At 72.0% G+C, this 23,941-nt stretch carries 24 protein-coding genes; 14 read left to right on the forward strand and 10 right to left on the reverse strand.

The window, feature by feature from the left end; all coding sequences use genetic code 11:
* Positions 1-158: 158 nt before the first annotated feature.
* Complete coding sequence (locus ACZ6R9_RS04780; RefSeq protein WP_380480177.1) at positions 159-1,634, reverse strand: FAD-dependent monooxygenase; 1,476 nt, start codon at positions 1,632-1,634, stop codon at positions 159-161.
* A gap of 130 nt (positions 1,635-1,764) precedes the next feature.
* Between ACZ6R9_RS04780 and ACZ6R9_RS04785 the strand changes: the two genes are divergently transcribed.
* Positions 1,765-2,028 (forward strand): hypothetical protein, encoded by a 264-nt coding sequence (locus ACZ6R9_RS04785; RefSeq protein WP_465536533.1) that lies wholly within the window; start codon positions 1,765-1,767, stop codon positions 2,026-2,028.
* A 92-nt stretch (positions 2,029-2,120) separates the two neighbouring features.
* On the opposite strand, the gene paaN is transcribed toward ACZ6R9_RS04785, so the two are convergent.
* Both paaN and ACZ6R9_RS04795 read right to left on the reverse strand, forming a co-directional pair.
* A complete protein-coding gene (gene paaN / locus ACZ6R9_RS04790; protein ID WP_465536535.1) occupies positions 2,121-3,812 on the reverse strand; it encodes a phenylacetic acid degradation protein PaaN in 1,692 nt (563 codons plus the stop codon).
* 129 nt (positions 3,813-3,941) lie between these two features.
* Entirely contained in the window at positions 3,942-5,261 is a 1,320-nt protein-coding gene (locus tag ACZ6R9_RS04795; protein WP_465536537.1) for a hypothetical protein, read from the reverse strand.
* Between the two features lie 381 nt (positions 5,262-5,642).
* Between ACZ6R9_RS04795 and ACZ6R9_RS04800 the strand changes: the two genes are divergently transcribed.
* Positions 5,643-6,227 carry a TetR/AcrR family transcriptional regulator gene (locus tag ACZ6R9_RS04800; protein ID WP_465536539.1) on the forward strand — a complete coding sequence of 195 codons (585 nt, stop codon included), beginning with the start codon at positions 5,643-5,645 and terminating at the stop codon, positions 6,225-6,227.
* 6 nt (positions 6,228-6,233) lie between these two features.
* Here the strand turns inward: ACZ6R9_RS04800 and ACZ6R9_RS04805 are convergent, their stop codons facing one another.
* Positions 6,234-6,701 carry an Lrp/AsnC family transcriptional regulator gene (locus tag ACZ6R9_RS04805; RefSeq protein ID WP_380480167.1) on the reverse strand — a complete coding sequence of 156 codons (468 nt, stop codon included), beginning with the start codon at positions 6,699-6,701 and terminating at the stop codon, positions 6,234-6,236.
* A gap of 147 nt (positions 6,702-6,848) precedes the next feature.
* Between ACZ6R9_RS04805 and pdhA the strand changes: the two genes are divergently transcribed.
* The 4 genes from pdhA (at position 6,849) to ACZ6R9_RS04825 (ending at position 11,838) form a co-directional block, all read left to right on the forward strand.
* Positions 6,849-8,000 (forward strand): pyruvate dehydrogenase (acetyl-transferring) E1 component subunit alpha, encoded by a 1,152-nt coding sequence (gene pdhA / locus ACZ6R9_RS04810; protein WP_380480165.1) that lies wholly within the window; start codon positions 6,849-6,851, stop codon positions 7,998-8,000.
* Positions 7,997-9,004 (forward strand): alpha-ketoacid dehydrogenase subunit beta, encoded by a 1,008-nt coding sequence (locus ACZ6R9_RS04815; RefSeq protein ID WP_380480163.1) that lies wholly within the window; start codon positions 7,997-7,999, stop codon positions 9,002-9,004. Before pdhA ends, ACZ6R9_RS04815 begins: the two co-directional genes overlap by 4 nt.
* A 5-nt stretch (positions 9,005-9,009) precedes the next feature.
* Positions 9,010-10,296 (forward strand): dihydrolipoamide acetyltransferase family protein, encoded by a 1,287-nt coding sequence (locus tag ACZ6R9_RS04820; RefSeq protein WP_465536810.1) that lies wholly within the window; start codon positions 9,010-9,012, stop codon positions 10,294-10,296.
* Positions 10,297-10,467: 171 nt separating this feature from the next.
* Complete coding sequence (locus tag ACZ6R9_RS04825; RefSeq protein WP_465536542.1) at positions 10,468-11,838, forward strand: globin domain-containing protein; 1,371 nt, start codon at positions 10,468-10,470, stop codon at positions 11,836-11,838.
* Between the two features lie 3 nt (positions 11,839-11,841).
* Here the strand turns inward: ACZ6R9_RS04825 and ACZ6R9_RS04830 are convergent, their stop codons facing one another.
* A complete protein-coding gene (locus ACZ6R9_RS04830) occupies positions 11,842-12,369 on the reverse strand; it encodes an NUDIX domain-containing protein (RefSeq protein WP_380480159.1) in 528 nt (175 codons plus the stop codon).
* A 321-nt stretch (positions 12,370-12,690) separates the two neighbouring features.
* On the opposite strand from ACZ6R9_RS04830, the gene ACZ6R9_RS04835 reads away from it, so the two are divergent.
* Entirely contained in the window at positions 12,691-13,119 is a 429-nt protein-coding gene (locus ACZ6R9_RS04835; RefSeq protein WP_465536544.1) for an SsgA family sporulation/cell division regulator, read from the forward strand.
* A gap of 93 nt (positions 13,120-13,212) precedes the next feature.
* Here ACZ6R9_RS04835 and ACZ6R9_RS04840 read toward each other — a convergent pair whose 3' ends face one another.
* On the reverse strand, positions 13,213-13,590 hold the full coding sequence (locus ACZ6R9_RS04840) for a phage holin family protein (protein WP_465536546.1): 378 nt from the start codon (positions 13,588-13,590) through the stop codon (positions 13,213-13,215).
* Positions 13,591-13,695: 105 nt separating this feature from the next.
* Between ACZ6R9_RS04840 and ACZ6R9_RS04845 the strand changes: the two genes are divergently transcribed.
* The 3 genes from ACZ6R9_RS04845 to ACZ6R9_RS04855 all read left to right on the forward strand — a co-directional run bounded on the left by ACZ6R9_RS04845 (position 13,696) and on the right by ACZ6R9_RS04855 (position 15,103).
* On the forward strand, positions 13,696-14,013 hold the full coding sequence (locus tag ACZ6R9_RS04845; protein ID WP_465536548.1) for a cupin domain-containing protein: 318 nt from the start codon (positions 13,696-13,698) through the stop codon (positions 14,011-14,013).
* 39 nt (positions 14,014-14,052) lie between these two features.
* Positions 14,053-14,715, forward strand: a complete 663-nt coding sequence (gene tenA / locus ACZ6R9_RS04850) for a thiaminase II (protein ID WP_380480153.1) — start codon at positions 14,053-14,055, stop codon at positions 14,713-14,715.
* 187 nt (positions 14,716-14,902) lie between these two features.
* Positions 14,903-15,103: a hypothetical protein gene (locus ACZ6R9_RS04855; protein WP_380480151.1), complete on the forward strand. Its 201-nt coding sequence runs from the start codon at positions 14,903-14,905 to the stop codon at positions 15,101-15,103.
* Positions 15,104-15,252: 149 nt separating this feature from the next.
* Here the strand turns inward: ACZ6R9_RS04855 and ACZ6R9_RS04860 are convergent, their stop codons facing one another.
* Complete coding sequence (locus tag ACZ6R9_RS04860) at positions 15,253-16,737, reverse strand: SPFH domain-containing protein (RefSeq protein WP_380480149.1); 1,485 nt, start codon at positions 16,735-16,737, stop codon at positions 15,253-15,255.
* 185 nt (positions 16,738-16,922) lie between these two features.
* Positions 16,923-17,123 (reverse strand): hypothetical protein, encoded by a 201-nt coding sequence (locus ACZ6R9_RS04865; protein ID WP_380480147.1) that lies wholly within the window; start codon positions 17,121-17,123, stop codon positions 16,923-16,925.
* 276 nt (positions 17,124-17,399) lie between these two features.
* Here ACZ6R9_RS04865 and thiC point away from each other — a divergent pair, with 276 nt between their 5' ends.
* The 3 genes from thiC to ACZ6R9_RS04880 all read left to right on the forward strand — a co-directional run bounded on the left by thiC (position 17,400) and on the right by ACZ6R9_RS04880 (position 19,962).
* Positions 17,400-19,202 carry a phosphomethylpyrimidine synthase ThiC gene (gene thiC / locus ACZ6R9_RS04870; RefSeq protein WP_465536549.1) on the forward strand — a complete coding sequence of 601 codons (1,803 nt, stop codon included), beginning with the start codon at positions 17,400-17,402 and terminating at the stop codon, positions 19,200-19,202.
* 137 nt (positions 19,203-19,339) lie between these two features.
* Positions 19,340-19,570 carry a FitA-like ribbon-helix-helix domain-containing protein gene (locus tag ACZ6R9_RS04875; RefSeq protein ID WP_465536551.1) on the forward strand — a complete coding sequence of 77 codons (231 nt, stop codon included), beginning with the start codon at positions 19,340-19,342 and terminating at the stop codon, positions 19,568-19,570.
* Entirely contained in the window at positions 19,567-19,962 is a 396-nt protein-coding gene (locus ACZ6R9_RS04880; RefSeq protein WP_465536553.1) for a type II toxin-antitoxin system VapC family toxin, read from the forward strand. Before ACZ6R9_RS04875 ends, ACZ6R9_RS04880 begins: the two co-directional genes overlap by 4 nt.
* Positions 19,963-20,000: 38 nt before the next feature.
* Here ACZ6R9_RS04880 and ACZ6R9_RS04885 read toward each other — a convergent pair whose 3' ends face one another.
* Both ACZ6R9_RS04885 and ACZ6R9_RS04890 read right to left on the reverse strand, forming a co-directional pair.
* Positions 20,001-20,426, reverse strand: coding sequence for a nuclear transport factor 2 family protein (locus tag ACZ6R9_RS04885; RefSeq protein WP_465536555.1), 426 nt, complete (start codon positions 20,424-20,426; stop codon positions 20,001-20,003).
* Between the two features lie 115 nt (positions 20,427-20,541).
* Entirely contained in the window at positions 20,542-22,995 is a 2,454-nt protein-coding gene (locus tag ACZ6R9_RS04890) for a ricin-type beta-trefoil lectin domain protein (protein WP_465536556.1), read from the reverse strand.
* A 469-nt stretch (positions 22,996-23,464) separates the two neighbouring features.
* Between ACZ6R9_RS04890 and ACZ6R9_RS04895 the strand changes: the two genes are divergently transcribed.
* Positions 23,465-23,896 (forward strand): LppU/SCO3897 family protein, encoded by a 432-nt coding sequence (locus ACZ6R9_RS04895; RefSeq protein WP_380480138.1) that lies wholly within the window; start codon positions 23,465-23,467, stop codon positions 23,894-23,896.
* The last annotated feature ends 45 nt before the right edge of the window (positions 23,897-23,941 follow it).

The following is a 23,941-nucleotide window of genomic DNA, read 5'->3' on the forward strand; positions in this document are numbered from 1 at the left end:
GGGCGTTCCGGTTTTCGAAAACGCTCGCCAGAATCTCTCAGAGAACTCTCAGGAATTGGCCCATGCCTGAGTAACCACCAACTAAAAAACAGTCAACTGTGGAACCGGAGAAGGCTTCAGTGAATGAACAGGGTTCCGGCCGGTGAATTCAGTGAATATCAGGGACGGCCCAGCCACTGGCTGAGCGCGGCCCGCAGCTCGCCCCTGGTCGGGTCGATACAGGCCCAGGCCGCGTAGCCGTCCGGGCGGACCAGCAGCACGGTGTCGCGCAGCTTGCCGTGCGGGTCGGCGGGGGCGGCGGTGACCACCCGGTCGGCCCAGGAGTCCGCCACCGACAGCTCGTCGTTGCTGATCAGCACGGCCTTCCCGGCGCGCAGCGCCTCGTGCAGCCGGGACGGGCCGCCGGGCACGTCCACCGCCAGGCGCAGGTCCGGGACGCGGCGGCCGGCCAGCGGGTGGGAGCCCTTCTCGGCGGGGTAGCTGTAGCCGATGCCGGAGATCTGCTTGGCGCCCAGCTCGGCCAGCGGGCCCAGGTGCCCGGCGGCCGCGCCGAGGGCCGAGCGCAGCGCCCGGGTGGGGGCGTGCCGGCCGAGCGCGAGCCGCACCAGGGTGCCGGAGCTGCGCAGCACCGCCCGGCCGACCGGGTGCCGCTCGGTCTGGTAGGTGTCCAGCAGGGCGTCGGCGGCCCAGCCGCGGACGGCGGCGATCAGCTTCCAGCTCAGGTTGGCGGCGTCCTGCAGGCCGGTGTTCATGCCCTGGCCGCCGGCCGGGGAGTGGCAGTGCGCGGCGTCCCCCGCCAGGAACACCCGGCCGGAGCGGTAACTGGTGGCCTGGCGTTCGTCGCTGTGGAAGCGGGAGGTCCAGCGGGGCTCGGACATGCCGAGGTCACGACCCGTCACCTCGCGCAGCAGATCGGCGAGTTCGGCGGCCACCACCGGTTCGGAATCGGGCACCTGGTGGTCGCGGTCCCAGCCGATCACCCGGTGCCAGCCGTCGCCGTACGAGGCCAGGAGGACGAAGCCGCGCTCGCCGGCGCCGACCGTCAGCGGCTCCTCGGGCTCGTGCTCCAGCCGGACGTCGGCCAGCATCACCGAGCGCACCACCGACTCGCCGGGGTACGGGATGCCCAGCAGGTCGCGGACCGCCGAGTGCACGCCGTCCGCGCCGACCGCGTAGCGGGAACGGAGCCGCTGCTCGCCCTCGGCGGTGCGGACGGTCAGCGTGACGCCCAGCGCGTCCTGCCGAAGGCCGGTCAGTTCGGCGCCGCGGCGCAGCTCCGCACCCGCCTTGACGGCCCGTTCGCGCAGCACCCGCTCGGTGTTGGACTGCGGGGTGACCAGGGCGAACGGGAACCGGGTGGGCAGGCCGGAGAAGTCCATCCGGACCCCGCCGAAGGCCTGCAGCGAGGGCAGGGTGCGGCCGGTGGCGATCAGTTCGTCGGCCAGGCCGCGGGAGTCCAGCAGCTCCAGGGTGCGGGCGTGCACCGCGAACGCCCTGGTCAGGCTGGACTCCTCGGCCCGCTTGTCGACCACGGTCACCCGCAGTCCGGCCGCGGCCAGGTCGCCGGCCAGCAGCAGGCCGGTCGGGCCGGCCCCGACCACCAGTACATCGGTGGTGAACTCCGTCTCGGACATCCCGTCTCTCCCGTCGTCATCCCTCGTGTGCCGGTGGTCAACGGACCGGAGTCCCACGGCTTTCGGGTTCTCAGAGCGCTTTCAGACTGCCATCATCGCGGCCCCATCCGGGGCTGTGAACCTCCTTCCCATGACTCAGCCCGCGATGCCTCCCACGCTCCGCGCCGCCCTGGCTCCGGCCGGCGCGGTGGTCCGGACGCGGCTGGTGGAGATCGTGGTGCCCGTGCACACCGAGCAGCACTCGTTGCCTGGCGCTGACCACCGGGCGGTGTCGGTGCTGCACGCGCTCTCCCCGCGGGCCGGGCGCGGCCTTGAGCTGGGCGTGCTGGTGGCGGCGAACGCCGCGGCCACCTTGCTGCGGGCGTGGGTGTTCGATCCGCGCCGGAGCTCCTGACTCCCTGTCCACTCCCCCTGGGGCAGGGATAGGAGCGGGCCCGGACGCCGTCGTGGTGGACGGCCTCCGGGCCCGCTTCGCGCCGGTCGTGACTACTTGCGGATCTCGACGGTGCGGAACCGGTTGGCGACGAACGCGGCGTCGCAGTACGCCGAGTTGGCGGCCGGGTTGGCGCCGGTGCCGTGCAGGTCGGAGAAGGCCGCGGTCTGGTTGACGTACACGCCGCCGGTGAGGTTGAGCGAGAGCGAGACGCCGGCGTCCAGGCAGGCGTCGATCAGGGCGGTCTCGACCTCGGGGTCGGTGGTGTACGCGCCGGCGGTCATCGCGCCGTGCTCGACCGTGGTGCGGTGCAGCAGTTCGACGGCGGCGGTGGTGGATTCCACGGCGACCGCGAAGGCGACCGGGCCGAAGCATTCGGTCAGGAAGCGCGAGAGGTCGTCCGGCTTGCCGGCGTCGGCCTTCACCAGGGCGGGCGTGCGGATGGTCGCGCCGGGGAACTCCGGCGAGGACACCACCCTTGGCGCGAGGGCGAGTTCGCCCAGCTCGCCGCCGGCCGCGGCGGCGCTGCGCTGGAGCACCCCGGGGTTGACCACGGCGCCGAGGATGGCGGCGGCCCGGGCGTCGTCGCCGAGCAGCCCCTCGACGGCGGCGGCCAGGTCGGCCACCACCTGCTCGTAGCTGCGCTCGCCGTCCTCGGTGCGGATGCCGGTGCGCGGGATCAGCAGGTTCTGCGGGGTGGTGCACATCTGGCCGCTGTACAGGCTGACCGAGAACGCCAGGTTGTCCAGCATGCCGCGGTAGTTGTCGGTGGAGTCGACGACGACGGTGTTCACGCCGGCCTTCTCGGTGTACACCTGCGCCTGCCGGGCGTTGTCCTCCAGCCAGGTGCCGAAGCCGGTGGAGCCGGTGTAGTCGATCAGCTTCACCTCGGGGCGCACCGCCAGCACCTGGGCGATCGCGGAGCCCTCGTGCTCGGCGGCCAGGCACACCAGGTTCGGGTCGAAGCCGGCCTCGGCGAGCACCTCGCGGGCGATCCGTACCGTCAGCGCCAGCGGCAGCACGGCCCGCGGGTGCGGCTTGACCAGCACGCCGTTGCCGGTGGCCAGCGAGGCGAACAGGCCCGGGTAGCCGTTCCAGGTGGGGAAGGTGTTGCAGCCGATCAGCAGCGCGGTGCCGCGCGGGACGGCGGTGAACTCCTTGGTGAGCACCAGCGGGTCGCGCTTGCCCTGCGGCTTGGTCCACTGCGCGGAGCGCGGCAGCCGGGTCTGCTCGGCGTACGCGTAGGCCACGGCCTCCACGCCGCGGTCCTGGGCGTGCGGGCCGCCGGCCTGGAAGGCCATGCCGTAGGCCTGGCCGGTGGTGTGCATCACCGCCTGCGCGAACTCGTGCGAGCGGGCGTTGATCCGGGCCAGGATCTCCAGGCAGACCGCGGCGCGGGCGGCCGGGCCGGCCTTGGCCCAGGCGGGGCGGGCGGCCTCCAGGGCGGCCAGCAGCGCGTCCGGCTCGGCGTGCGGGTAGGAGATGCCCAGCTCGATGCCGTACGGGCTCGCCTCGCCGGTCACCGGCTCGCCGCCGTCGGGGTGGCCCGGCAGCTCGAACTCCCGGCCCAGCAGGGCGTCGAAGGCGGCCTTGCCGTCGGCGGCGGCGCTCTCGCCGTACGCCTTGGGGAACTCCGGGTACGGCGACCAGTAGTCGCGGGACCCGGCCGCGGCGACTGCGCGGTCGAGGGTGTCCTGGTGGCGGGCGATCAGTTCGGCGACCGGCAGGGGGGTCGCAGCGGCCATGGTGCGCTCCTCACGGGGGCGGGGCGGGACACGGCTCAGCGTAACCGAACGATCGGTCGGTGCAAGAGGTTCTCGGCAGGCGGCGCCGCCCGCGCCGGAACGCGCCGGAGCGGGCGGCGACCCGGTCGTCTACGGAATGCCGAGCTGGAAGATGACGTAGCCGGCGAACCAGCCGGAGGACAGCGCGGCCACGCCGAGCACGGTGGCCAGGTTGCGCAGCCGGACCCGGGCCAGGGCCACCGCGAGCGGGATCAGCAGCGGGAAGATCGGCAGCACGAAACGGGACAGCGTGCCGAACATCTGCTGGCTGCCGAGCACCATCACCAGGGTGCCCACCGTGTACACCGTCAGCACCAGCGGCGGGCGCTTGGACAGCAGCGACACCAGCAGGATCGGCAGCGCGAGCAGCACCACGACCGCGATCAGGTCCTCGGTCGGGTACGCGAACAGGTAGTCGGTCTCGCCGCGCAGCACGTTGGTGGCTGCCCGCAGCGTGTAGCGGCCCCAGTCGAAGAAGTGCAGCCAGCCGCCGCGTTGCAGGGTGATGTAGCCGTCCAGGTGGCCCATCCGGTAGCCGACCCAGCCCAGGTAGCCCAGGCAGCCGATCGGTGGCAGCACGATCGCGGTGAGCGGCCCCACCACGCCGTCGGAGCGCTTCCACAGGGCGATCGCGGCGGCCAGCGCCACGCCGGCGATCAGCGGGACCGAACTCGGCCGGGCCAGGCCCGCCATGAAGGTCACCACCGCCGCGCTCACCCAGTTGCGGTCGACGACGAAGAAGCAGGCCCAGGCGGCCAGGGCGACGAACACCGACTCCGAGTAGACCGCCCACTCCACGCCGGAGCCCGGGAACGCCGCCCACAGGCCCGCCGCGATCACGCCCGCCCGGTGGCCGTACAGCCGGGACACCACGGCGAAGATGCCGGCCGCGGCGACGAAGGAGGCGACGATCGACACCAGCATGCCGGCGCCGTACAGGCCGAGACCGGTGTTCGACACCAGGCGGATCAGGCCCGGATACAGCGGGAAGAACGCGGCGGAATTCTGCTTGATGGTGAAGAAACCCTGCTCGGGAATCAGCTGCGGGTCGTAACCGAGCTGCGCGACCTTCTGGTACCAGAGGCCGTCCCAGGTGCCGACCACATCCCACGGGTGGGTGCCGCCGCCGAAACGCGGGTCGGTGGTGCGGTAGTGGCCGCTGGTTTCCAGCAGCCACATGAAAGCGGCGAATCCGGCGAGTTTCACCGCGCCGAACAGGGCGAGCGCCGGCCCGAAACGCTGGGCGGTGCGGCGCAATCCCCAACCCGCCCCGGAGCCGGCGGCCGGTTCGGCGGCCGAGTCCTCCCGCGCCCGGTCGTCCGTCTCGGCCGGGGCCTCGTCCACGGTGGTGATCCCGCTCTCGGCGGAGGTCGGTGGACGACCCGCCATCCCTTGCCGGACGACACCCACGGGCCGCCTCCATCCTGTGCCATCTCGGGCCGCCGGGGGCGGCGGTGCGGACAGTGTAAGGCTGCGTCAGGACTGGCCACCGCGCTTCGTGGACGGGTGCGTCGGCCCCCGGAGCGGCGGCGCCCCGGCCGGGGCCGAACCACTCCTGGTGGGGGCCGTACCAGCGCGGATCCGGGGCACCTCGGGCGGCTGCGAATCAATGCGGAGAATTCCCGCGCGGAACCCGGCAGGTGGCGGCGAATTCGACGGACGTGACCCGCTTTCCCTGATCTTTTGCGCCGATATCGGACCGAAACTCCCACTGTCCGGGGCGATTCGGCGGACGGCCGGGAACCGCACCCCGGCTGACGGGGCGGTGTGGGCGGCGCGATACTCGTTGCCATGGCCGAAAACCTCACGCGCGCCTCCTACACGGTCGAGTCGCTGCTCGCCGTCACGGTGCGGGTCTTCAACGAGCGCGGTTACGACGGCACCTCGATGGAGGACCTGTCCCGGGCCGCGGGGATCTCCAAGTCCTCGATCTACCACCACGTGCGCGGCAAGGAGGAACTGCTGCGGCTGGCCGTCGGGCGGGCGCTGGACGCGCTGTTCGCGATCCTGGAGGAGCCGCGGGCGGTCGAGGGCCGGCCGGTGGACCGGCTGGAGCACGTGGTGCGCCGCACCGCCGAGGTGCTGCTGGCCGAACTGCCGTACGTGACACTGCTGTTGAGGGTCCGGGGGAACACCGTGACCGAGCAGTGGGCGTTGGAGCGGCGGCGCGACTTCGACCACCGGGTGGCCGAACTCGTCCAGCAGGCCGTCGGCGCGGGTGAGCTGCGGGCCGACCTGGAGCCCCGGCTGGCGACCCGGCTGCTGTTCGGCATGATCAACTCGGTGGTGGAGTGGTACCGCCCCGGCCAGCGCGACTCGGAGGGCCTGCCGGACGCCGTGGTCCAGCTGGCCTTCGACGGCCTGCGGGCCCGCTGAGCCGGGTCAGGGCGCGTCCGAGGGAATGTGGTCGGTCTCCTCGAACACCAGCATGGTGCGGGTGCTGAGCACCTGCGGGATCGACTGGATGCTGCCCAGGACGAGTTCGCGCAGCTCGCGGTTGTCGGCGGTGTGCACCAGCATCAGCACGTCATAGTCACCCCCGACCAGCGCGATGTGCGCGACGCCGGGCAGCTGGAGCAACTGCTCGCGCACGGTGCGCCAGGAGTTCTGGACGATCCGCAGGGTGACGTACGCGGACGCGCTCTGCCCGGCCCGCTCGTGGTCGATCCGGGCCGTGAAGCCGCGAATCACGCCGTCCTCGACCATCCTGGAGATCCGGGCATAGGCGTTCGCCCGGGACACGTGCACCCGCTCGGCGACCGAGCGGATCGAGGCGCGACCGTCCTGCCGCAGCAGCCGCAGGATCGACCGGTCGACACGGTCGAGTCTGGACACCTGTTCAGCCGACATGGCCCCCCATCCCTCGCGATTGGACGTGCTGGCCCCAGCAGACCGCCCTTTCGGCCGACTGTCCACCGTCTTGACGGGGTTATGGTCAAGATGAACAGACGACCGAACAATCGGTAGGGAGCCCCCACCACCCCGGAGGTGCCCCACATGACCGTTCTGGACCACCGAGATCAGGCCGACCCGGGCGTCGTGCCCGGCTGGCTGCCCGGCGCCACCGCGCCCCGCACCGACCCCGCCCCGCTGCTGCCGGACGAGGAACCGCTGCGCGTCCTCGGCACCCCCGCCGCCGAGAAGGCCGACCCCGACCTGCTGCGCGAGCTGTACCGCCGGCTGGTCGCGGGCCGCCGCTACAACCAGCAGGCCACCACCCTCACCAAGCAGGGCCGGCTCGCCGTCTACCCGGCGTCCACCGGCCAGGAGGCCTGCCAGATAGCCGCCGCCCTCACCCTGCGAGACGACGACTGGCTGTTCCCCTCCTACCGCGACACCCTCGCCGTGGTCGCCCGCGGCGTCGACCCGCTGCAGGCACTGACCCTGCTGCGCGGCAACGCGCACACCGGCTACGACCCGCGCGCCACCCGCACCGCCCCGCTGTGCACCCCGCTGGCCACCCAGGTCCCGCACGCGGTCGGCCTCGCCCACGCCGCCAGGCTGGCCGGCGACGACACCGTGGCGCTGGCCCTGCTCGGCGACGGCGGCACCAGCGAGGGCGACTTCCACGAAGGCCTGAACTTCGCCGCCGTGCTGCACGCCCCCGTGGTGTTCCTGGTGCAGAACAACGGCTACGCCATCTCCGTCCCGCTGACCCGGCAGTCCGCCGCGCCGACCCTGGCCCACAAGGCGGTCGGCTACGGCATGCCCGGCCGGCTGGTGGACGGCAACGACGCCGCGGCCGTCCACCAGGTGCTCACCGAGGCCGTCGAACGCGCCCGCAGCGGCGGCGGCCCGACCCTGGTGGAGGCACTCACCTACCGCGTCGAGGCACACACCAACGCCGACGACGCCACCCGCTACCGGCAGCCCGAGGAAGTCACCGCCTGGCAGGCGCACGACCCGATCCGGCTGCTGGAGGACGCGCTGCGCGAGCGCGGCCTGCTGGACGAACAACTGGTCACCGAGGCCGGCGAGGAGGCCGAGGCGTTGGCCGCCCGGATGCGCGCCGAGTTCCATGCCGACCCCGACCTCGACCCGATGTCCCTGTTCGCCCACGTCTACGCCGAACCCACCCAGCAGCTGCGCGAACAGGCCGCGCAACTGGCCGCCGAGCTGGCCGCAGAGGCCGAGGTGCACACCCGATGACCACCGCCACCCGCGAACAGTCCGGCCTGCGCACCGGCACCATGGCGCAGGCCCTGAACACCGCGCTGCGCGACGCGATGCGCGCCGACGCGTCCGTGCACGTGCTCGGCGAGGACGTCGGCGCCCTCGGCGGCGTCTTCCGGATCACCGACGGCCTGAGCGCCGAGTTCGGCACCGACCGCTGCCTGGACACCCCGCTGGCCGAGGCCGGCATCCTCGGCACCGCCGTCGGCATGGCCATGTACGGCCTGCGCCCCGTGGTGGAGATGCAGTTCGACGCCTTCGCCTACCCCGCGATGGAGCAACTCGTCTCGCACGTCGCCAAGATGCGCAACCGCACCGCCGGGAAGCTCCCGCTGCCGATCACCGTCCGCGTCCCGTACGGCGGCGGCATCGGCGGCGTCGAGCACCACAGCGACGCCTCCGAGGCGTACTACGCGCACACCCCCGGCCTGCACGTGGTCACCCCCGCCACCGTCGCCGACGCGTACGGGCTGCTGCGGGAGGCGATCGCCTCCGACGACCCCGTGGTGTTCCTGGAGCCCAAGCGCCTGTACTGGGGCAAGGCCGAGTGGGACCCGGCGGCCGGCGTGGAGCCGATCGGGAAGGCCGTGCTGCGCCGGCCGGGGACCTCGGCGGTGCTGGTCAGCTACGGACCGTCGCTGCCGGTCTGCCTGGAGGCCGCCGAGGCGGCCAAGGCCGAGGGCTGGGACCTGGCCGTGCTGGACCTGCGCTCGCTGGTGCCGTTCGACGAGGCCACCGCCTGCGAGGTGGTGCGCTCGCTCGGCCGGGCCGTGGTGGTGCACGAGTCCAGCGGCTTCGGCGGGGCCGGGGCGGAGATCGCCGCCCGGCTGACCGAGAAGTGCTTCCACCACCTGGCGGCGCCGGTGCTGCGGGTCACCGGGTTCGACATCCCGTACCCGCCGCCGATGCTGGAGCACCACCACCTGCCCGGGGTGGACCGGATCCTGGACGCCGTCGCCCGGCTCCAATGGGAGGAGTGATGGCGATGCCGGTGGTCCGCGAGTTCACACTGCCCGACCTCGGTGAGGGACTCACCGGGGCCGAGGTGGTGCGCTGGATGGTCGAGGTCGGCGAGGTGATCGCCGTCGACCAACCGGTGGTGGAGGTGGAGACCGCCAAGGCGGTGGTCGAGGTGCCCTGCCCGTACGGCGGGGTGGTCACCGCCCGGTTCGGCGAGGTCGGGCAGGAGGTGCCGGTCGGCGCGCCGCTGGTCACCGTGGCCGTCGCCCCCGGGCACGTCCCCGAGGAGGCGCCCGCCGCGCAGGCGGAGCGGCCGCTGGTGGGCTACGGGGTGGCCGAGACCCGCCGGGCCGGCCGTCGCCGGGTCGCGCCGGGCGGCGCCGCTGCCGCTGTGGTGGCACCCGCGCCGCCGGTCGCGGTGGCGGCTCCCGCGCCTGCTGCGGCGACGGCTCCGGCGGTGCTGCCGGTGATTTCGCCGCTGGTGCGCCGGATCGCCCGCGAGCACGGGCTCGACCTGACGCAGGTGCCCGGCAGCGGCCCGGACGGGCTGATCACCCGGCGGGACGTCGAGCGGGCGATCGACGGAGCCGCGCCGGCTGCCCGGACGGCGGCGGCTCCAGCTGGAGCGGACGACGAGCTGGTCCCGCTGCGCGGGCTGCGCCGCACCGTCGCCGAGAAGCTGACCCGCAGCCACCGGGAGATCCCGGCGGCGACCTGCTGGGTGGACGCGGACGCGACCGAACTGATGGCGCTGCGCGGCCAGTTGAACCAGGTGCCGGGCCCGAAGGTGAGCGTGCTGGCGCTGCTGGCGCGGATCTGCCTGGCCGGACTGGAGCGCTTCCCGGAGCTCAACTCCAGCGTCGAGGGCGAGGCCGTCCGCCGGCACCGCGCCGTCCACCTGGGCTTCGCCGCGCAGGGGCAGCGCGGGCTGGTGGTGCCGGTGCTGCGGGACGCCCAACTGCTGGGCACCGAGCGGCTGTCGGTGGAGCTGGCCCGGCTGACCGAGGCGGCCCGGGACGGGTCGCTGGGCCCGGCGGAGCTGACCGGCGGGACGTTCACGCTGAACAACTACGGGGTGTTCGGGGTGGACGGCTCCACGCCGATCCTCAACCATCCGGAGGCGGCGATGCTCGGGGTGGGCCGGATCACGCCCAAACCCTGGGTCCACGAAGGGCAGTTGGCGGTCCGTCAGGTCACCCAGCTGTCGTTCACCTTCGACCACCGGGTCTGCGACGGGGGCACCGCGGGCGGGTTCCTGCGGTTCGTCGCGGACTGTGTGGAGCGCCCGGGGATGCTGCTGCGGGGGCTGTGAGCCCGGTCCGGGTGCGGCCGGTTCGGGCCGGCCGCACCCGGGCGGGGGAAGGGTAGCGGGTGGACCGGCCGGGTGTCCGGAATTTGCCGGATTCGACGGATCTGCCGCGCGGTCGGTGGCACTGTGCTGGCGGCGTCAGCAGATCGGTCGACCGGAAGCGGAACGATTCCCTTGGCTACTCGTCAGCTCGCACTCGGCAGCAGGCCGCTCACCCCGGTGCCGGCCGTCCCGGCGAAGCCCACCCGCCCGCCGACGGTGCCCGCGCCGCCGGCCCCGGCCCGGCCCGCGCCCGTCGAGTCGCTGTTCGCCCCGGCCGCTCCGCTCAACTGGGTGGGCCCGGGCGACCGTTGGACCAGGGCCTGGGGCGTGCAGCCGGCCTGGCCGCAGCCGGTGGCGGCGGTGGAGCGGACGGCCGGGGTGGTGATGCGGCCACTGGACGCGGCCGAGCTGGCACTGGTCCGGGCGGTGCTGGCGGCGGTGCAGCCGGTCGCGGACCGGGCGATGGCACACTTCCACGCGCTGATGTTCCTGCGCCACCCGGAACTGCGGGCGCTGTTCCCGGCCGCCATGGACGAGCAGCGCGAGCTGCTGCTGCGGGCGTTGCGGCAGTGCGCGCAGGGCGGCGACGACCCGGCGGCGCTGCGCGAGTTCCTCGTCCCGCTGGGGCGCCGGCACCGCAAGTACGGTGCGCTGCCCGGGCATTACGCCGCCGCCGAGGAGTGCCTGGTGCAGGCGCTGGCCCGGTACGGCGGCGACGCCTGGGACGAGCGGGCCGAGGCGGCCTGGCGGCGGCTGCTGGCGATGGTGTCGCGGCTGCTGGTCGAGGGGCTGGAGGAGCAGGCGCGGTCCGCCCCGCCGTGGTGGCAGGCCGAGGTGGTGGGGCACCGGCAGGCGGCCGAGGACGTCGCGGTGCTGACGCTCCGTCCGGACCAGCAGTACCCGTTCCGGGCCGGGCAGTTCGCGGCGGTGGAGACGCCCTGGTGGCCGCGGGTGTGGCGGCCCTACTCGTTCGGCTCGGCGCCGCGGGCGGACGGGCTGCTGACCCTGCACGTGAGGGCGGTGCCGGCGGGCTGGGTGAGCAATGCGCTGGTGCACCGGGCGCGGCCGGGCGACGTGCTGCGGCTGGGCCCGGCGGAGGGCGGAATGACGGTGGACCACACGGCGGGGGAGCACCTGCTCTGCCTGGGCGGCGGCACCGGGATCGGCCCGATCGGCGCGCTGGTGGAGGAGGTCGCCGCGCACGGGGCGGCGGGCCGCCGGGTGGAGGTGTTCTACGGGGCGCGCCGGGAGTCCGGGCTGTACCGGCTGGCCGAGCTGCGCGAACTCGCCGAGCTCCACCAATGGTTGACGGTCCGTCCGGTGCTGTCCGAGGGGGATGCCCCGGCCCTGCCGGAGCTGGTGGCCCGGCACGCCCCGTGGCACGGGTACGCGGCGTACCTGAGCGGCCCGGCGGCGATGGTGCGCGGCGGGGCGGCGGCGCTGCGGCGCTGCGGGCTGGCGGCCGGGGCCGTCCGGCACGACCCGGTGGGGGAGCCGGCCTGAGCGTCAGCCGAGGTCTTCGGCGAGCAGGGCGCGGATGCCCTCGATGTTGGCGGCGAGGTAGGCACGGAGGCTGGGAGGGACCACGTTGACCGAGGTGACGCCCTCGCGGGTGAACGGCACCCGGACGATCTCGTACTCGCCGTTGGGCTGCTCCACCTCGGGGCCGTGCCGGCGGGCCGGGTCGAAGTCGGTGAGCCGGCAGACGAAGAAGTGCTGCACCTTGACGCCGTGCGGGTGGGCGGGGGTGCCGTCCTCGTGGTGGGAGTGCGCGACGGTGTCGACGAAGGCGGGCACCACGTCGGTGATCTTCCCGCCGAGTTCCTCGTCCACCTCACGGTGCAGGGCGGCGACCACCGTCGGGTCGGTGGACTCGACGCCGCCGCCGGGCGTGATCCAGTACGGGTGCGGGGAGCCGGGGCGGACCCGGCGGATCAGCACCAGCGAGGCGGGCGCGTGCGGGACGGCCGGATCGAACTCCAGCAGGATCGCGCGGGCGGTGCGCTTGACGACAGGACGGACCGGGCCCGACATGGCTGTCACCTCCGGGGCACGAGCGTTGTGCGGGAGTCTCCCGCGCCCCGGTGACCATGAAACTCGCACAAGGGGCCGAATCGGAGGATTTTGTTCCACCGCCGGCGACCCGCGGGCGGTGCCGCGCCGGCTCGGCGCCGTGTTGTTCACCATTTGAAAAAGCACGCCTTGTCCGCGTCGCCGTCAAACCTGGACGATGAGGTCCGAACGGGGAATTGGGGACAAAGAACCGACAGAGAACCGACAGCGAACCGCACAGAAGCCCGACCCCGCCGCTCGACCCTCGGCGTTCCGGGCGGGCAGAACGAGAGGTACTGGCGCATGCACAGCACGGTCCAAGCCCACATGGCGATGCGCCTCGTGGTGTCGAGCGAGCTCTCCTTCCGGGTCCTGGTCGACATGGAGTACGACGGCGGCGATCCGTTCGCCGTCCGATTCACCTTCCACCTGCCCGGCGACGAACCGGTCACCTGGGTCTTCGCGCGCGAACTGCTGGTCGACGGGCTCGGCCTGGCCAGCGGCGAGGGCGACGTGCACATCCACCCCGTCGGCGAGGACCTCGCCGAGGTCGGCCTGGTCCTGCGCTCCCCCGAGGGCGACGCCCGGATGCGTGCCGAGGCCGCGCCCCTGCTGGCCTTCCTCGCCCGCACCGACCTGGTGGTGCCGCTGGGACAGGAGACCACCGGCGGCGACCTCGACCAGGAACTGGCCAGCATCCTGTCCACCACCGGGCACGAGAACGCGGGCTGAGCCGAAGGACACGTACCTGAGGTGACCGGCCACCGGACAGCCACGGAGCGCCGTCCGGTGGCCGGTCAGGGGCTCGCGCCCGCCGCCGCGGTCTCAGTCGTCGTCGCCGAACGCCAGGTTCAGGCCCCAGGAGACCAGGCTGATGATCAGCGAGCCGAGCAGCGCCGCCCAGAAGCCCTCCACGTGGAAGTCCAGGTTCAGCTGGTCCGAGGCCCAGGACGTCAGCCAGAGCATCAGGGCGTTGATCACGAAGGTGACCAGGCCCAGCGTGAGGATGAACAGCGGCAGCGAGAACAGCTTCACCAGCGGCTTGATCGCGAAGTTGACCACACCGAAGATCAGCGCCACCGCGAGCACGGTGATCGTCTTGTGCTTCCAGTCGCCCCCCGAGAGCGTGATCCCGTTGACGATCCAGGCGGCGATCCAGATCGCCAGCGCGTTGATGAGCGTTTTGATCACGAAATTCTTCATGCTGCGGATGGTGGCAGCCCGCCCGCCCGGGCGGAAGCTCTCCCGAACAACCGTGATGTGGAGTGCTGTTGAATGGGCGCGGACCGGGAGAGGAGCCGTGCCCCGATGAAACTGTTCCGGCTGGACGAACTCGACGCCGAACGCGCCGTCGGCGACGGCGCGTACCTGCGCTTCCTGAAGCAGCCCACGATGTCCGCCGGGCTGTACGCGCTCTCCCCCGGCGACACCGACCCGCAGACCCCGCACGCCCAGGACGAGATCTACCTGGTGGTCAGCGGCCGGGCCGAACTGACCGTCGGCCGGGAGACCGCCACCGTCGCCCGCGGCAGCGTGGTGTTCGTCCCCGCCGGGACGGAACACCGCTTCCACCACATCACCGAGGAACTGCGGGTGCTCGTGGTGTTCTCCCCACCGGAGGACTGACCGTGACCGCGCCGGACCGCACATTTTGAGGAGCAGCTTGTGAAACTCACCGAGGAACTCTGGGCGGCCATCGAGCCGGTCTACGGCCGCATCCTCGACCACCCGTTCCTGGCCGGCCTGACCGACGGCACCCTGCCGCGCACCGCGTTCCGCCACTTCGTCGTGCAGGACTCGCACTACCTGCGCGACTACGCCCGGGCGCTCGCGGTGTGCGCCGCCAAGGCCCCCGGCGAGGACGAGGTGCTGGCCTTCTCCAACGACGCGGTCGGCGCCATCGCCGCCGAACAGGAGATGCACGCCGACTTCCTGCACGCCTTCGGCGAGGACGGCGCCACGGCCGCCGCCGAACCCGTGCTCCCCACCACCCGCGCCTACACCAGCTACCTGCTCGCCACCGTCTACGGCGGCTCCTTCGCGGAGGCGCTCGGCGCGGTGCTGCCCTGCTACTGGATCTACGCCCGGGTCGGCGAGGAACTGCTGCGCCGCTCCTCCCCCGACCCGCTGTACGCCAAGTGGATAGCCGCCTACGGCGGGGAGGAGTTCCAGGCCGTGGTGCGCCGCGTCCTGGACCTCACCGACCGGATCGGCGAGGAGCTCTCCGGGGCCGAACGGCGGCGCGTGGTCGAGCACTTCACCACCACCTCGCGGTACGAGTGGATGTTCTGGGACGCCGCCTGGCAGGGCGAGAGCTGGCCGGTCTGACCCCGGGCCCGGCCGGGCCCTGAGGGTTCTCCCGGGGCCCGCGTCAGGGGCCGATCTCCGGGTTCTCTCCGGGCCGGGAAGCCTCGTTTCGGCCTTCCGGGCGTCCTACGATCGAAGTGTCGAGATCGAGGGAGCGGGAACGCAGCCGGAACCACCGGCACCGAGCCCGAGGGGAGAAGGTACGGACATGGCCGAGCTCTGGAAGTCGCTGCCCTCGTGGGTGCGCAACATCGTCGTCCCGATCATTCTGCTGGTCATCGCCTGGAAGGTCTTCTGGACCATCGTGGGCACGGTGCTGGGAATCATCGGCTTCGCGGTCAACGCCCTGGTGCTGGTCGGCATCGCCGCCGCCGTGGTGATCCTGATCAAGAAGGCTGCCAAGAGTTAGTCCCCGCCGGGCAGTTGCCCGGGTGCGGGGCGGCGGCTCGCGGATGCCGGGCGGCGGCTCGCGGTGTCCGCGCGGCGAGGAGTGGGGTCATGGGTCCGCCCGGGGAGGGGATTCCCTCACCCGGGCGGATTTTTGATCACTGCCGGGAGTTACTTGGCGTCGGACTCGATCGGGATGACCTGGGCCGGGGCGGCGGCGGCCTTGGCGGCCTCCGCGGGTTCGGCGGCTGGGGACATCGCGGTGAGCAGCTGGCGGGCCAGGCCGAGGCCGGTCCCGCCCATGGTGAGCGCCTTGGCGAACATCTCGGACATGCCCTCGGCGCCGTTCAGCAGCACCATGTGCTCGACGTTGCCGAACGCGTCCGCGCCGGCCCGGACGATCGCCGGCCAGTTCTCGGCGAGCTGCTGGGCGACCACCGCCTCCTGGTTCTCGGCCAGCGCCGCGGCGCGGGCCTTGATGCCCTCGGCCTCGGCCAGGCCCTGCGCCCGGGTGGCCTCGGCCTCGGCGAGACCCTTCGCCCGGGCCGCCTCCGCCTCGGCCAGACCCTTGGCGGCCTCGGCGGCGGCCTGCGCCTCACCGGTGGCCCGGGTGGCCTCGGCCGCGGCCAGACCGCGGGCCCTGGTGGCCTCGGCCTCGGCCGCGGCGGCGACCTTGACCCGGTTCGCCTCGGCGGCGGTCTTCAGCTCGGTCTCCCGGGACAGCGCCTCGGCGGCGGAGATCCGGGCATCGCGGTCGGCCTCGGCCTTGGTGCGGGTCTCGTACGCGCGGGCGTCGGCCGGCTTGCGGACGTCCGCCTGGAGCTGCTGCTCCTTGCGGTGCGCCTCCAGCTCGGCGACCTTGGTCTCCTGGACCACGACCTCCTGCCGGGCGGCGGCCTGCGCGAGCGGTCCGGCCTGCAGCGCGCGGGCCGCGGCGGTGTCCATCTCGGCCTGGTAACCGGCTTGCTGGATACCGGAGTTGCGGGTTGCCTCGGCCTTGCGGGCGAACGCCTCCTGCTCGGCCTCGGTGGCCTGCCGGTCCGCCTCGGCGGCGGCGATGCGGGCGTCGCGCTGGACGGCCGCGGCGTGCGGTGCGGCCAGGTTGGTGATGTAGCCGGTCGGGTCCAGGATCTCCTGGATCTGCAGCGAGTCGATGATCAGACCGAGTTTCTCCATCTCGATGCCCGAGGCGGAGCGGGTCTCACCGGTGAGCCGCTCGCGGTCGCGGATCATGTCCTCGACCGTCAGCCCGCCGACGATGGACCGCAGGTGGCCGGCGAACACGTTGTGCACCCGCTGGCCCATCATCTTCTGCTGGTCCAGGAAACGCCGGGCGGCGTTGGCGATCGACGCCGGGTCGTCGCCCACCTTGAAGATCACAACCCCCTTGACGTGCACGGGAATTCCCTGCGACGTCACACACTCCACGTCCAGCGCGGCCTCGTTCAGGTCCAGCGAGAGCCGGCGCACCGCCTGGACGCCCGGCACCACGAAGGTGCCCCGTCCGGTCACCACGCGGAAGCCCAGACCCTCGCCGTGCTTGGAACCCGAGATCACCAGCGCCTCATTGGGTTCCGCCACGCGCCACATCAGTTTGAAAAGTACGACCAACAGAACGACGCCGGCGACGGCGCCTCCAACGATGCCGACCAACATCGGCAATCTCCCCCTTCAGGGCGCACCGGTCCCGTGCTGCGCTTGGGTTGTGCAGAACTGGCGCGGACCCGGTGGCAGCCGCATTCTCCGCCGTTCCGGATCACGGGGGAAGGGTCTGGACGGTGGGAACTCTCACTGTCTCAAAACTGTTGCGGCAGGTTTGCCGGAAGCTCCCTGACGTGCAATCAAAAGGGTTCGACGTACACCGTGCGCGGTGGCTGGTATTCGACCACGACCACCATGGTGCCCGGCGCCAGCGGCTCGCCGGGGGTGGCGCGGTAGGCCAGGAACGCCTCGGTGCCCAGCCGTTCCGGGACGTGCACCATCACCTCGCCGACCAGGCCCGCGCCGATCCGCCCCGTCACCCGCCCCGTCAGTCCGATCACCCGGACGATTCTCCCACCTCGCCAGGGGCGTGAACAGCGCGGGCCCACGCGGGAGTTGCCTGCCGGGGCGGCCCCGCCCCGGGAGCGCGCCCTGGACCGGCGCCGCCGCGTGCCCTACGGTGAGGAACCGAACGCAGGCGGACGACGCCTGCGCGGAACGGGAGCTCGGAGCACCGGGCTGAGAGGGCGCTGACGGTACGCGGACCCGCGGACCACCTGCTGCGCCGACCGCAGGAACCTGACCGGGTAATGCCGGCGTAGGGAGTTGAAGGTCCGATGACCGCTTTTTCCGAGTACCCGTCTGCCCGCGAGTCGGCCGCCACCGGGTACCCCACCCCGGCCTGGCGCAAGGCCTACCGCCAGGGCAGCCGCCCCGACCTGCGGGTCCCCTACCGCGAGGTCCACCTCACCGACGGCCGCACCGTCCCGCTGTACGACACCTCCGGCCCGTACACCGACCCGGACCGGCCCACCGACGTCCGGCGCGGACTGCCCGCCCTGCGTGACGCCTGGATCCGCCAGCGCGGCGACGTCGAGGAGTACCAGGGCCGCGAGGTCCGCCCCGAGGACGACGGCATCAAGCACACCGCGCCGCGCGGCGGCGACCTGCGCAACCTGGACGCCGTCTTCCCCGGCCGCCCACGCCGCCCACTGCGCGCCAGGGACGGCGGCGCCGTCACCCAACTCGCCTACGCCAAGCGCGGGTTGATCACCCCCGAGATGGAGTTCGTGGCGCTCCGGGAAGGCCTGGAGCCGGAGTTCGTGCGCGAGCAGGTGGCGCGCGGACGGGCCGTCATCCCGGTCAACGTGAACCACCCCGAGAGCGAACCGGCCATCATCGGCACCGACTTCCTGGTGAAGATCAACGCCAACATCGGCAACTCCGCCGTCACCTCCTCCATCGAGGAAGAGGTGGAGAAGATGACCTGGGCCACCCGCTGGGGCGCCGACACCGTCATGGACCTCTCCACCGGACGCAACATCCACACCACCCGCGAGTGGATCCTGCGCAACTCCCCCGTCCCGATCGGCACCGTCCCGCTCTACCAGGCCCTGGAGAAGGTCGACGGCCGCGCCGAGGAACTCAGTTGGGAGGTCTACCGCGACACCGTCCTCGAACAGTGCGAGCAGGGCGTCGACTACATGACCGTGCACGCCGGCGTCCTGCTGCGCTACGTGCCGCTCACCGCCCGCCGCAAGACCGGCATCGTCTCGCGCGGCGGCTCCATCATGGCCGCCTGGTGCCTGGCCCACCACCAGGAGAACTTCCTCTACACCCACTTCGAGGAACTCTGCGACCTGCTGCGCGCCTACGACGTCACCTTCTCGCTCGGCGACGGCCTGCGGCCCGGCTCCATCGCCGACGCCAACGACGAGGCGCAGTTCGCCGAACTCACCACCCTCGGAGAGCTCGGACGGATCGCCCGCGCCAAGGACGTCCAGGTGATGATCGAAGGCCCCGGGCACGTCCCGATGCACAAGATCCGCGAGAACATGGAACTCCAGCAGGAGATCTGCGACGAGGCCCCCTTCTACACCCTCGGCCCGCTCACCACCGACGTCGCACCCGGCTACGACCACATCACCTCCGGCATCGGCGCCGCGATGATCGCCTGGTGGGGCACCGCGATGCTCTGCTACGTCACCCCCAAGGAACACCTCGGCCTGCCCAACCGCGACGACGTCAAGACCGGCGTCATCACGTACAAGATCGCCGCCCACGCCGCCGACCTCGCCAAGGGCCACCCCGGCGCCCAGGATTGGGACGACGCCCTCTCCGACGCCCGCTTCGAATTCCGCTGGGAGGACCAGTTCAACCTGGCCCTCGACCCGGAGACCGCGCGCGACTTCCACGACGAGACCCTCCCCGCCGAACCCGCCAAGACCGCGCACTTCTGCTCCATGTGCGGCCCGAAGTTCTGCTCCATGAAGATCAGCCAAAAAATCCGGGACGAGCACGGCACCGGATCGACCGCCGCGGAGACCGAGCCCGACGCCGAAGCCGAAGCCGGCATGCAGGCCATGTCCGAGGAGTTCAAGGCCCAGGGCAACCGGGTCTACCTCCCGCTGGCCGACTGACGCACTGCACGCGAGAGCCCGCCCCGAGAGCTTGTGCCTCTCGGGGCGGCTCTTTGCGGTTCGCTCCCGGCCTTCCTGAGGCCTGATGCGGCCGCCGAGTCATCTGCATTTTGCAGACATCGAAGTAGAATGCAGGCATGACCGTCCTCACGATCCGGGACGTCCCGGACGATCAGATCCAGACCCTGAAGGTTCGCGCGGCTCAGGCCGGCCAGTCGCTCCAGGCGTTCATGCAGGACCTGATCGCCAAGGAGGCGTCCAAGCCCACGATGGCGGAGATGATGGACCGGTTGAACCGGGAGACCACCGCCACCATCAGCACCGCCGACGTCCTCGCCGCCATCGACGAGGGGCGAGCCAGACGTTGATCGTCATCGACTGCTCCGCTCTCGTCCTGGTCCTCACGGCCCACGGATCCGACGGAGACCTCATCCGCAGCCGGGTGGCCGAGGCGAGGGACGTCTACGCGCCCACCCTCCTGGACTACGAGATCCAGTCGGCCCTCCTCGGCATGCAGCGTGGCGGCAAACTGACCGAGAAGGAGGTGGAGCGGGCGGTAGCCGCGTACCGGATGCTCCCCATCGCCAAACGGGAGACCCTGCCCTTCTGGGACCGGGTGAAGAAACTGCACGCCAACCTCAGTGCGTACGACTCCCAGTACGTTGTCTTGGCGGAAGCCCTGGGCGTGCCGCTGATCACCAGCGACGCGAGGATCAAACGCAGTGGTGCGGCGAAGTGCGTGGTCGAGGTCTTCGCGTAGATCCACCCTTGACCGGCTCGGGGCGGCCCTCTCGCCCGCTACTTCTCGCCGTCGCCGAAGACCATGCGGTGGCCGCGCGCGGTGTCCATGTATTCGCGGACGCGGTGGATCAGGCCGTCGCGGAGTTCGAAGACGAGGCAGTAGTCGTTGACGTAGTGGTTGCCGTTGGCGAGCGTCGCGGTCATGGTCTCCTCGACGACGACGCGGTCACCGTCGGCATGGAAGCCGTGGAACGCGACATTGACGTCCCGGACGAACAACCGGCCGAAGTCCTCGGCGAGGAACTTTGCGATCGCCGCCCTGCCGACCATGTGACTGGGGCAGTCCAACGCGACGGCCGTGGCGTTCCCGGCCGGCGCCAGCCACTCGGCGTCCTCGGTGAAGACGGCGGAGATCTGCTCCGCGTCGTGGCTGGCGAACGCCTTCCAGGCGTGCTGAACGATGTCGCGGCTACGTTGAGACATGACCGCGAGGCTAGGCGGGCGCGGGTCGTGACACTGGCGGTTTTCGGACGCTGTCACCCGGTGAGCCCGGTGCCCGCTGGACGCGGGGACCGGGCTCACGGGGGGCCTGTGGTGGTCAGGACTGGTGCCAGGTGCCGGTGGACCAGAGCGGGTCGCCCTGGGGACCGTAGAGGACGGTGTTGTTGTCGTCCTGGACCACGAGGTGGGCGTTGGCGTGGCCGTAGGTGCCGGTGGACCACAGACCGCCGCCGTTGGCGTCGTACAGCACGAAGTTGCCGTCCGCCTGCATGGCGGCGCGGGCACCGGGGTGGCCCCAGGTGCTGGTGGACCACAGGGCGCGGCCGGTGGCCTTGGAGTACAGCACCAGGTTGCCGTCGGCCTGCATGTCGAGGTGAGTGCCTGCCGCGACGATGCTGGTGCCCGGGTAGAGGACGGTGCCGACGGCGACCGGGACGCCTCGGCTGTCGGGACCGGCGGCCCAGGTGCCGGTGGACCAGACGGGCTTGTTGTCGGAGTCGTAGAGGACCAGGTTGCGGTCGTCCTGCACGGTCAGCCGGGCGCCGGGGTGGCCCCAAGTCCCGCTGGACCAGACGGCGTTGTTGCCGGTGTCGTGGACGACGAGGTTGCCGTCGGGCTGCAGGGTGGCGCTCGCGCCGGGGTGGCCCCAGGTCACGGTGGACCAGAGCGTCCGTCCGGAGGCCTCGGTGGTGTAGAGGACGAGGTTGCCGTCGGCCTGCATCGAAAGCCTGGCGCCGGCCGAGGTGGCCGAGTCACCGCCGTGCAGCGTGATCCCCGGGGCGAGTACCGATCCCTTCGACCAGGGTGCGGTGTTGGTGGACCAGAGCTGGGTGCCGCCGGTGCGCAGGACCATGTCGCAGTCGTCCTGGACGGCGAGCAGCGTGGTGCTCGGGCTCGGGCTCGGGGTCTGGGTCGACCACACCACCTGACTGTCCCCGTACCGGTTGACCCCGAAGCTGCCGTCGGGCTCCACCATCGCGTACGCCGCGTACAGGCCGGCGGTGCCGCTGGACCACAGCGTCTGACCGGTCTTCAGCTTGGTCAGCACCAGGTTGCCGTCGCGCTGCAGGGTCAGCTTCGCGCACTGCGAGTAGACGACGTCGTAGTTCACCATGCTGTCCCCCGCCCGGCCGACCGTCGTGAAGCGCGGATTGTCCCGGCCGAGCTCGACCCGGTCGCCGAACTGCGCGACGCCGTTGACGGGCGGTCGGCCGGGGTACTGCTGCACCCAGCCGCCGGCAGTGAACAGGTCCGGGGTGCCGTCGCGGCCGGCCGCCACGGCGAGGGTGTGCGCATTGCCGAAGTCCGCCAGCTGGGCGCTGTTCTGCTGCACGCTCACCGGCAGCACGTTCTGTGGGTTCGGCAGGGCTCCGGGGCCCTGGGCACCGGAGGTGCCCCAGAGCTGGGACGGAGTGCCGTCACAGGGGTCGAGCTCGGTCAGATGGCCGACGTAGCTGTTGTTGACGAGGGTCAGGCAGCGCCCCGATCCGGGCTCACGGATGGTGCCGTCGGCCCCGGCCTTCCACTTCTGGCTCGAAGCGCCGCTGCACGGGGAGGACCGCCAGATCGGCTGAGCGGGCGCCGCGTCCGGGGTGCTGTCCAGGCAGCCACCGGTCGCGCGCAGGGTGCCGTCGGCACCGAGGATCCACTGGCTGTCCACCCCGTAGGGGATGTTGTCGCAGTCGAAGCCGCGCACGCCCGGGCCGCTCGGCCCGGTGCCGAGGCACAGGTGAGCGCCGTCGGACCGCGTGCTGCCGTTCTCCAGCTGCACGGTGGTGGGGGGTGCGAGCCGGGCGGCCGGGGTGCCGTCGGCCTTGAACGTCAGCGGAAGGGTGGCGATGGCACCGCTGGTGTTCTCACGCACCCAGAGGGCCGGAGCGGAGACAGCCTTGCCCGGGGCCAGGACCGTGGTGTTGCCCCAGTTGCCGGTGCCGAGCAGCGACGGGCTGCCGAGGATCGTGCCGGCCTTGCCCGGGTAGTACCAGAGCTTGCCGTTCTCGACCGTGATGACGTCCGGCAGACCGGCAGTGTTCGCGCTGCCGACGGTGGCGACGATCTGGGTGGTGCTGTTCCAGGTCGCGTCGTAGTCCGCGCAATCGGTGGGCGGGGCGCAGGCCGGCTTGGCGAGCCTGGTGGAGAATCTGCTGGTGAAGTGCCCAGGGGTGCCGCCCGTGCCGGCATCGTTCGGGTAGGCGTAGAGCTGGTGCGAGACGGTGTTCAGCACCAGCAGGTCGTCCAGGGTGCCGCCGGTCAGGCTGCCGTGGTGGGTGACCACGTAGTTGGACCAGTTGTCGCCCTCCGGGCTGTGCGCGTCGTCCGAGGCCGTGACCGGGGCGCTGCCGTTGGAGAAGAACGAGAGGCTGCCCGGGGCCTTCGCGTACCCGCCGCCGGTGATGACCGCGACGTCCGGAACGCCGTCACCGGTCAGGTCGCCCGGCACCGACGCCGTGGTGTTCGCCGACCGGGCCCCGGCCGGGGCCGCGAAAGCGGTGCCCGTGGTGCCCGCCGCCGTGGTGGCGGCGATGGCGGTGGCTGCGGCTGCGACTGCCAACCGGCGGATCAGGCCGCCAGGTCTGTTGCTCGTGGAACGCACGTCTGTCCTCATCCGAGGTCCCCTCCGAAAAGTGCGCGGATGCGGCCCGGCTCGCGCCGCTCGACCAGAGATCCTGACCCCTGGGAGAACTGTGAAGACCTGGGACGCCCGGTGAAGGCTAGTGGTGGGTCGCCCCCGGAGCAACGGAGTTCGGCCCGCCACGACAGGCCGCGCGAAAGAAGAACGGCGCACCACCGGAGGGGACTTCCAGGCCCACCATGGCCGAGCTCGGGGCTCATCCGGCGTTGCGGTCGTGCGGGATCGGGACGCCGGCACAGGTGCGTGGCGGTCCTGAGGGTTGGTCAAGTCTTTGCATCTCACTTGAATGACGGCCGGTTGATATGGCCGTATTTGCCGGAAAGCGCCAGTGTCGGATCTGGATAAGGTGCGCGGAAACGTTCGACCTGATCCGCACAAGAGGTAATTCATGGCTACCCCACAGCCCCCGCAGACTCCCCAGCCCCCGGTCGCGCCCGGCGCGGGTGAGTCGGCTTCGTTCCAGTACGGTCAGGCCGCGCCGGCGCCGGTCGCGCCCAAGCGGGGGATGGGCAAGAAGCTGCTCTCCGCTGTCGGCATCCTGGTGGTGATCGTCGTGGTGGCGATCGTCAAGGTCGGCCTCCGGGACATGCTGTCCGACAAGCCGGTGCACGCCAAGGTCGGCGAGTGCGTGTCCGTCACGGGCAGCGACAACGACCCCAAGGTGGACACGGTCGGCTGCGGCGACAGCAAGGCCACCCACACGGTCGAGAAGGTCATCGACAACAGCTTCGACACCCACGCCTGTGGCCCGGAGTTCGATGCTCTCGGCCAGCAGTTGGGCAGCGACAAGTTCGTTCTCTGCCTGACGCCGAAGAAGTAGTCACCGGGTCCGTCGCCCGCCCCCGAGCCCGGGGCGGGCACTGGC

It is taken from the genome of Kitasatospora sp. NPDC048662, from assembly GCF_055587065.1.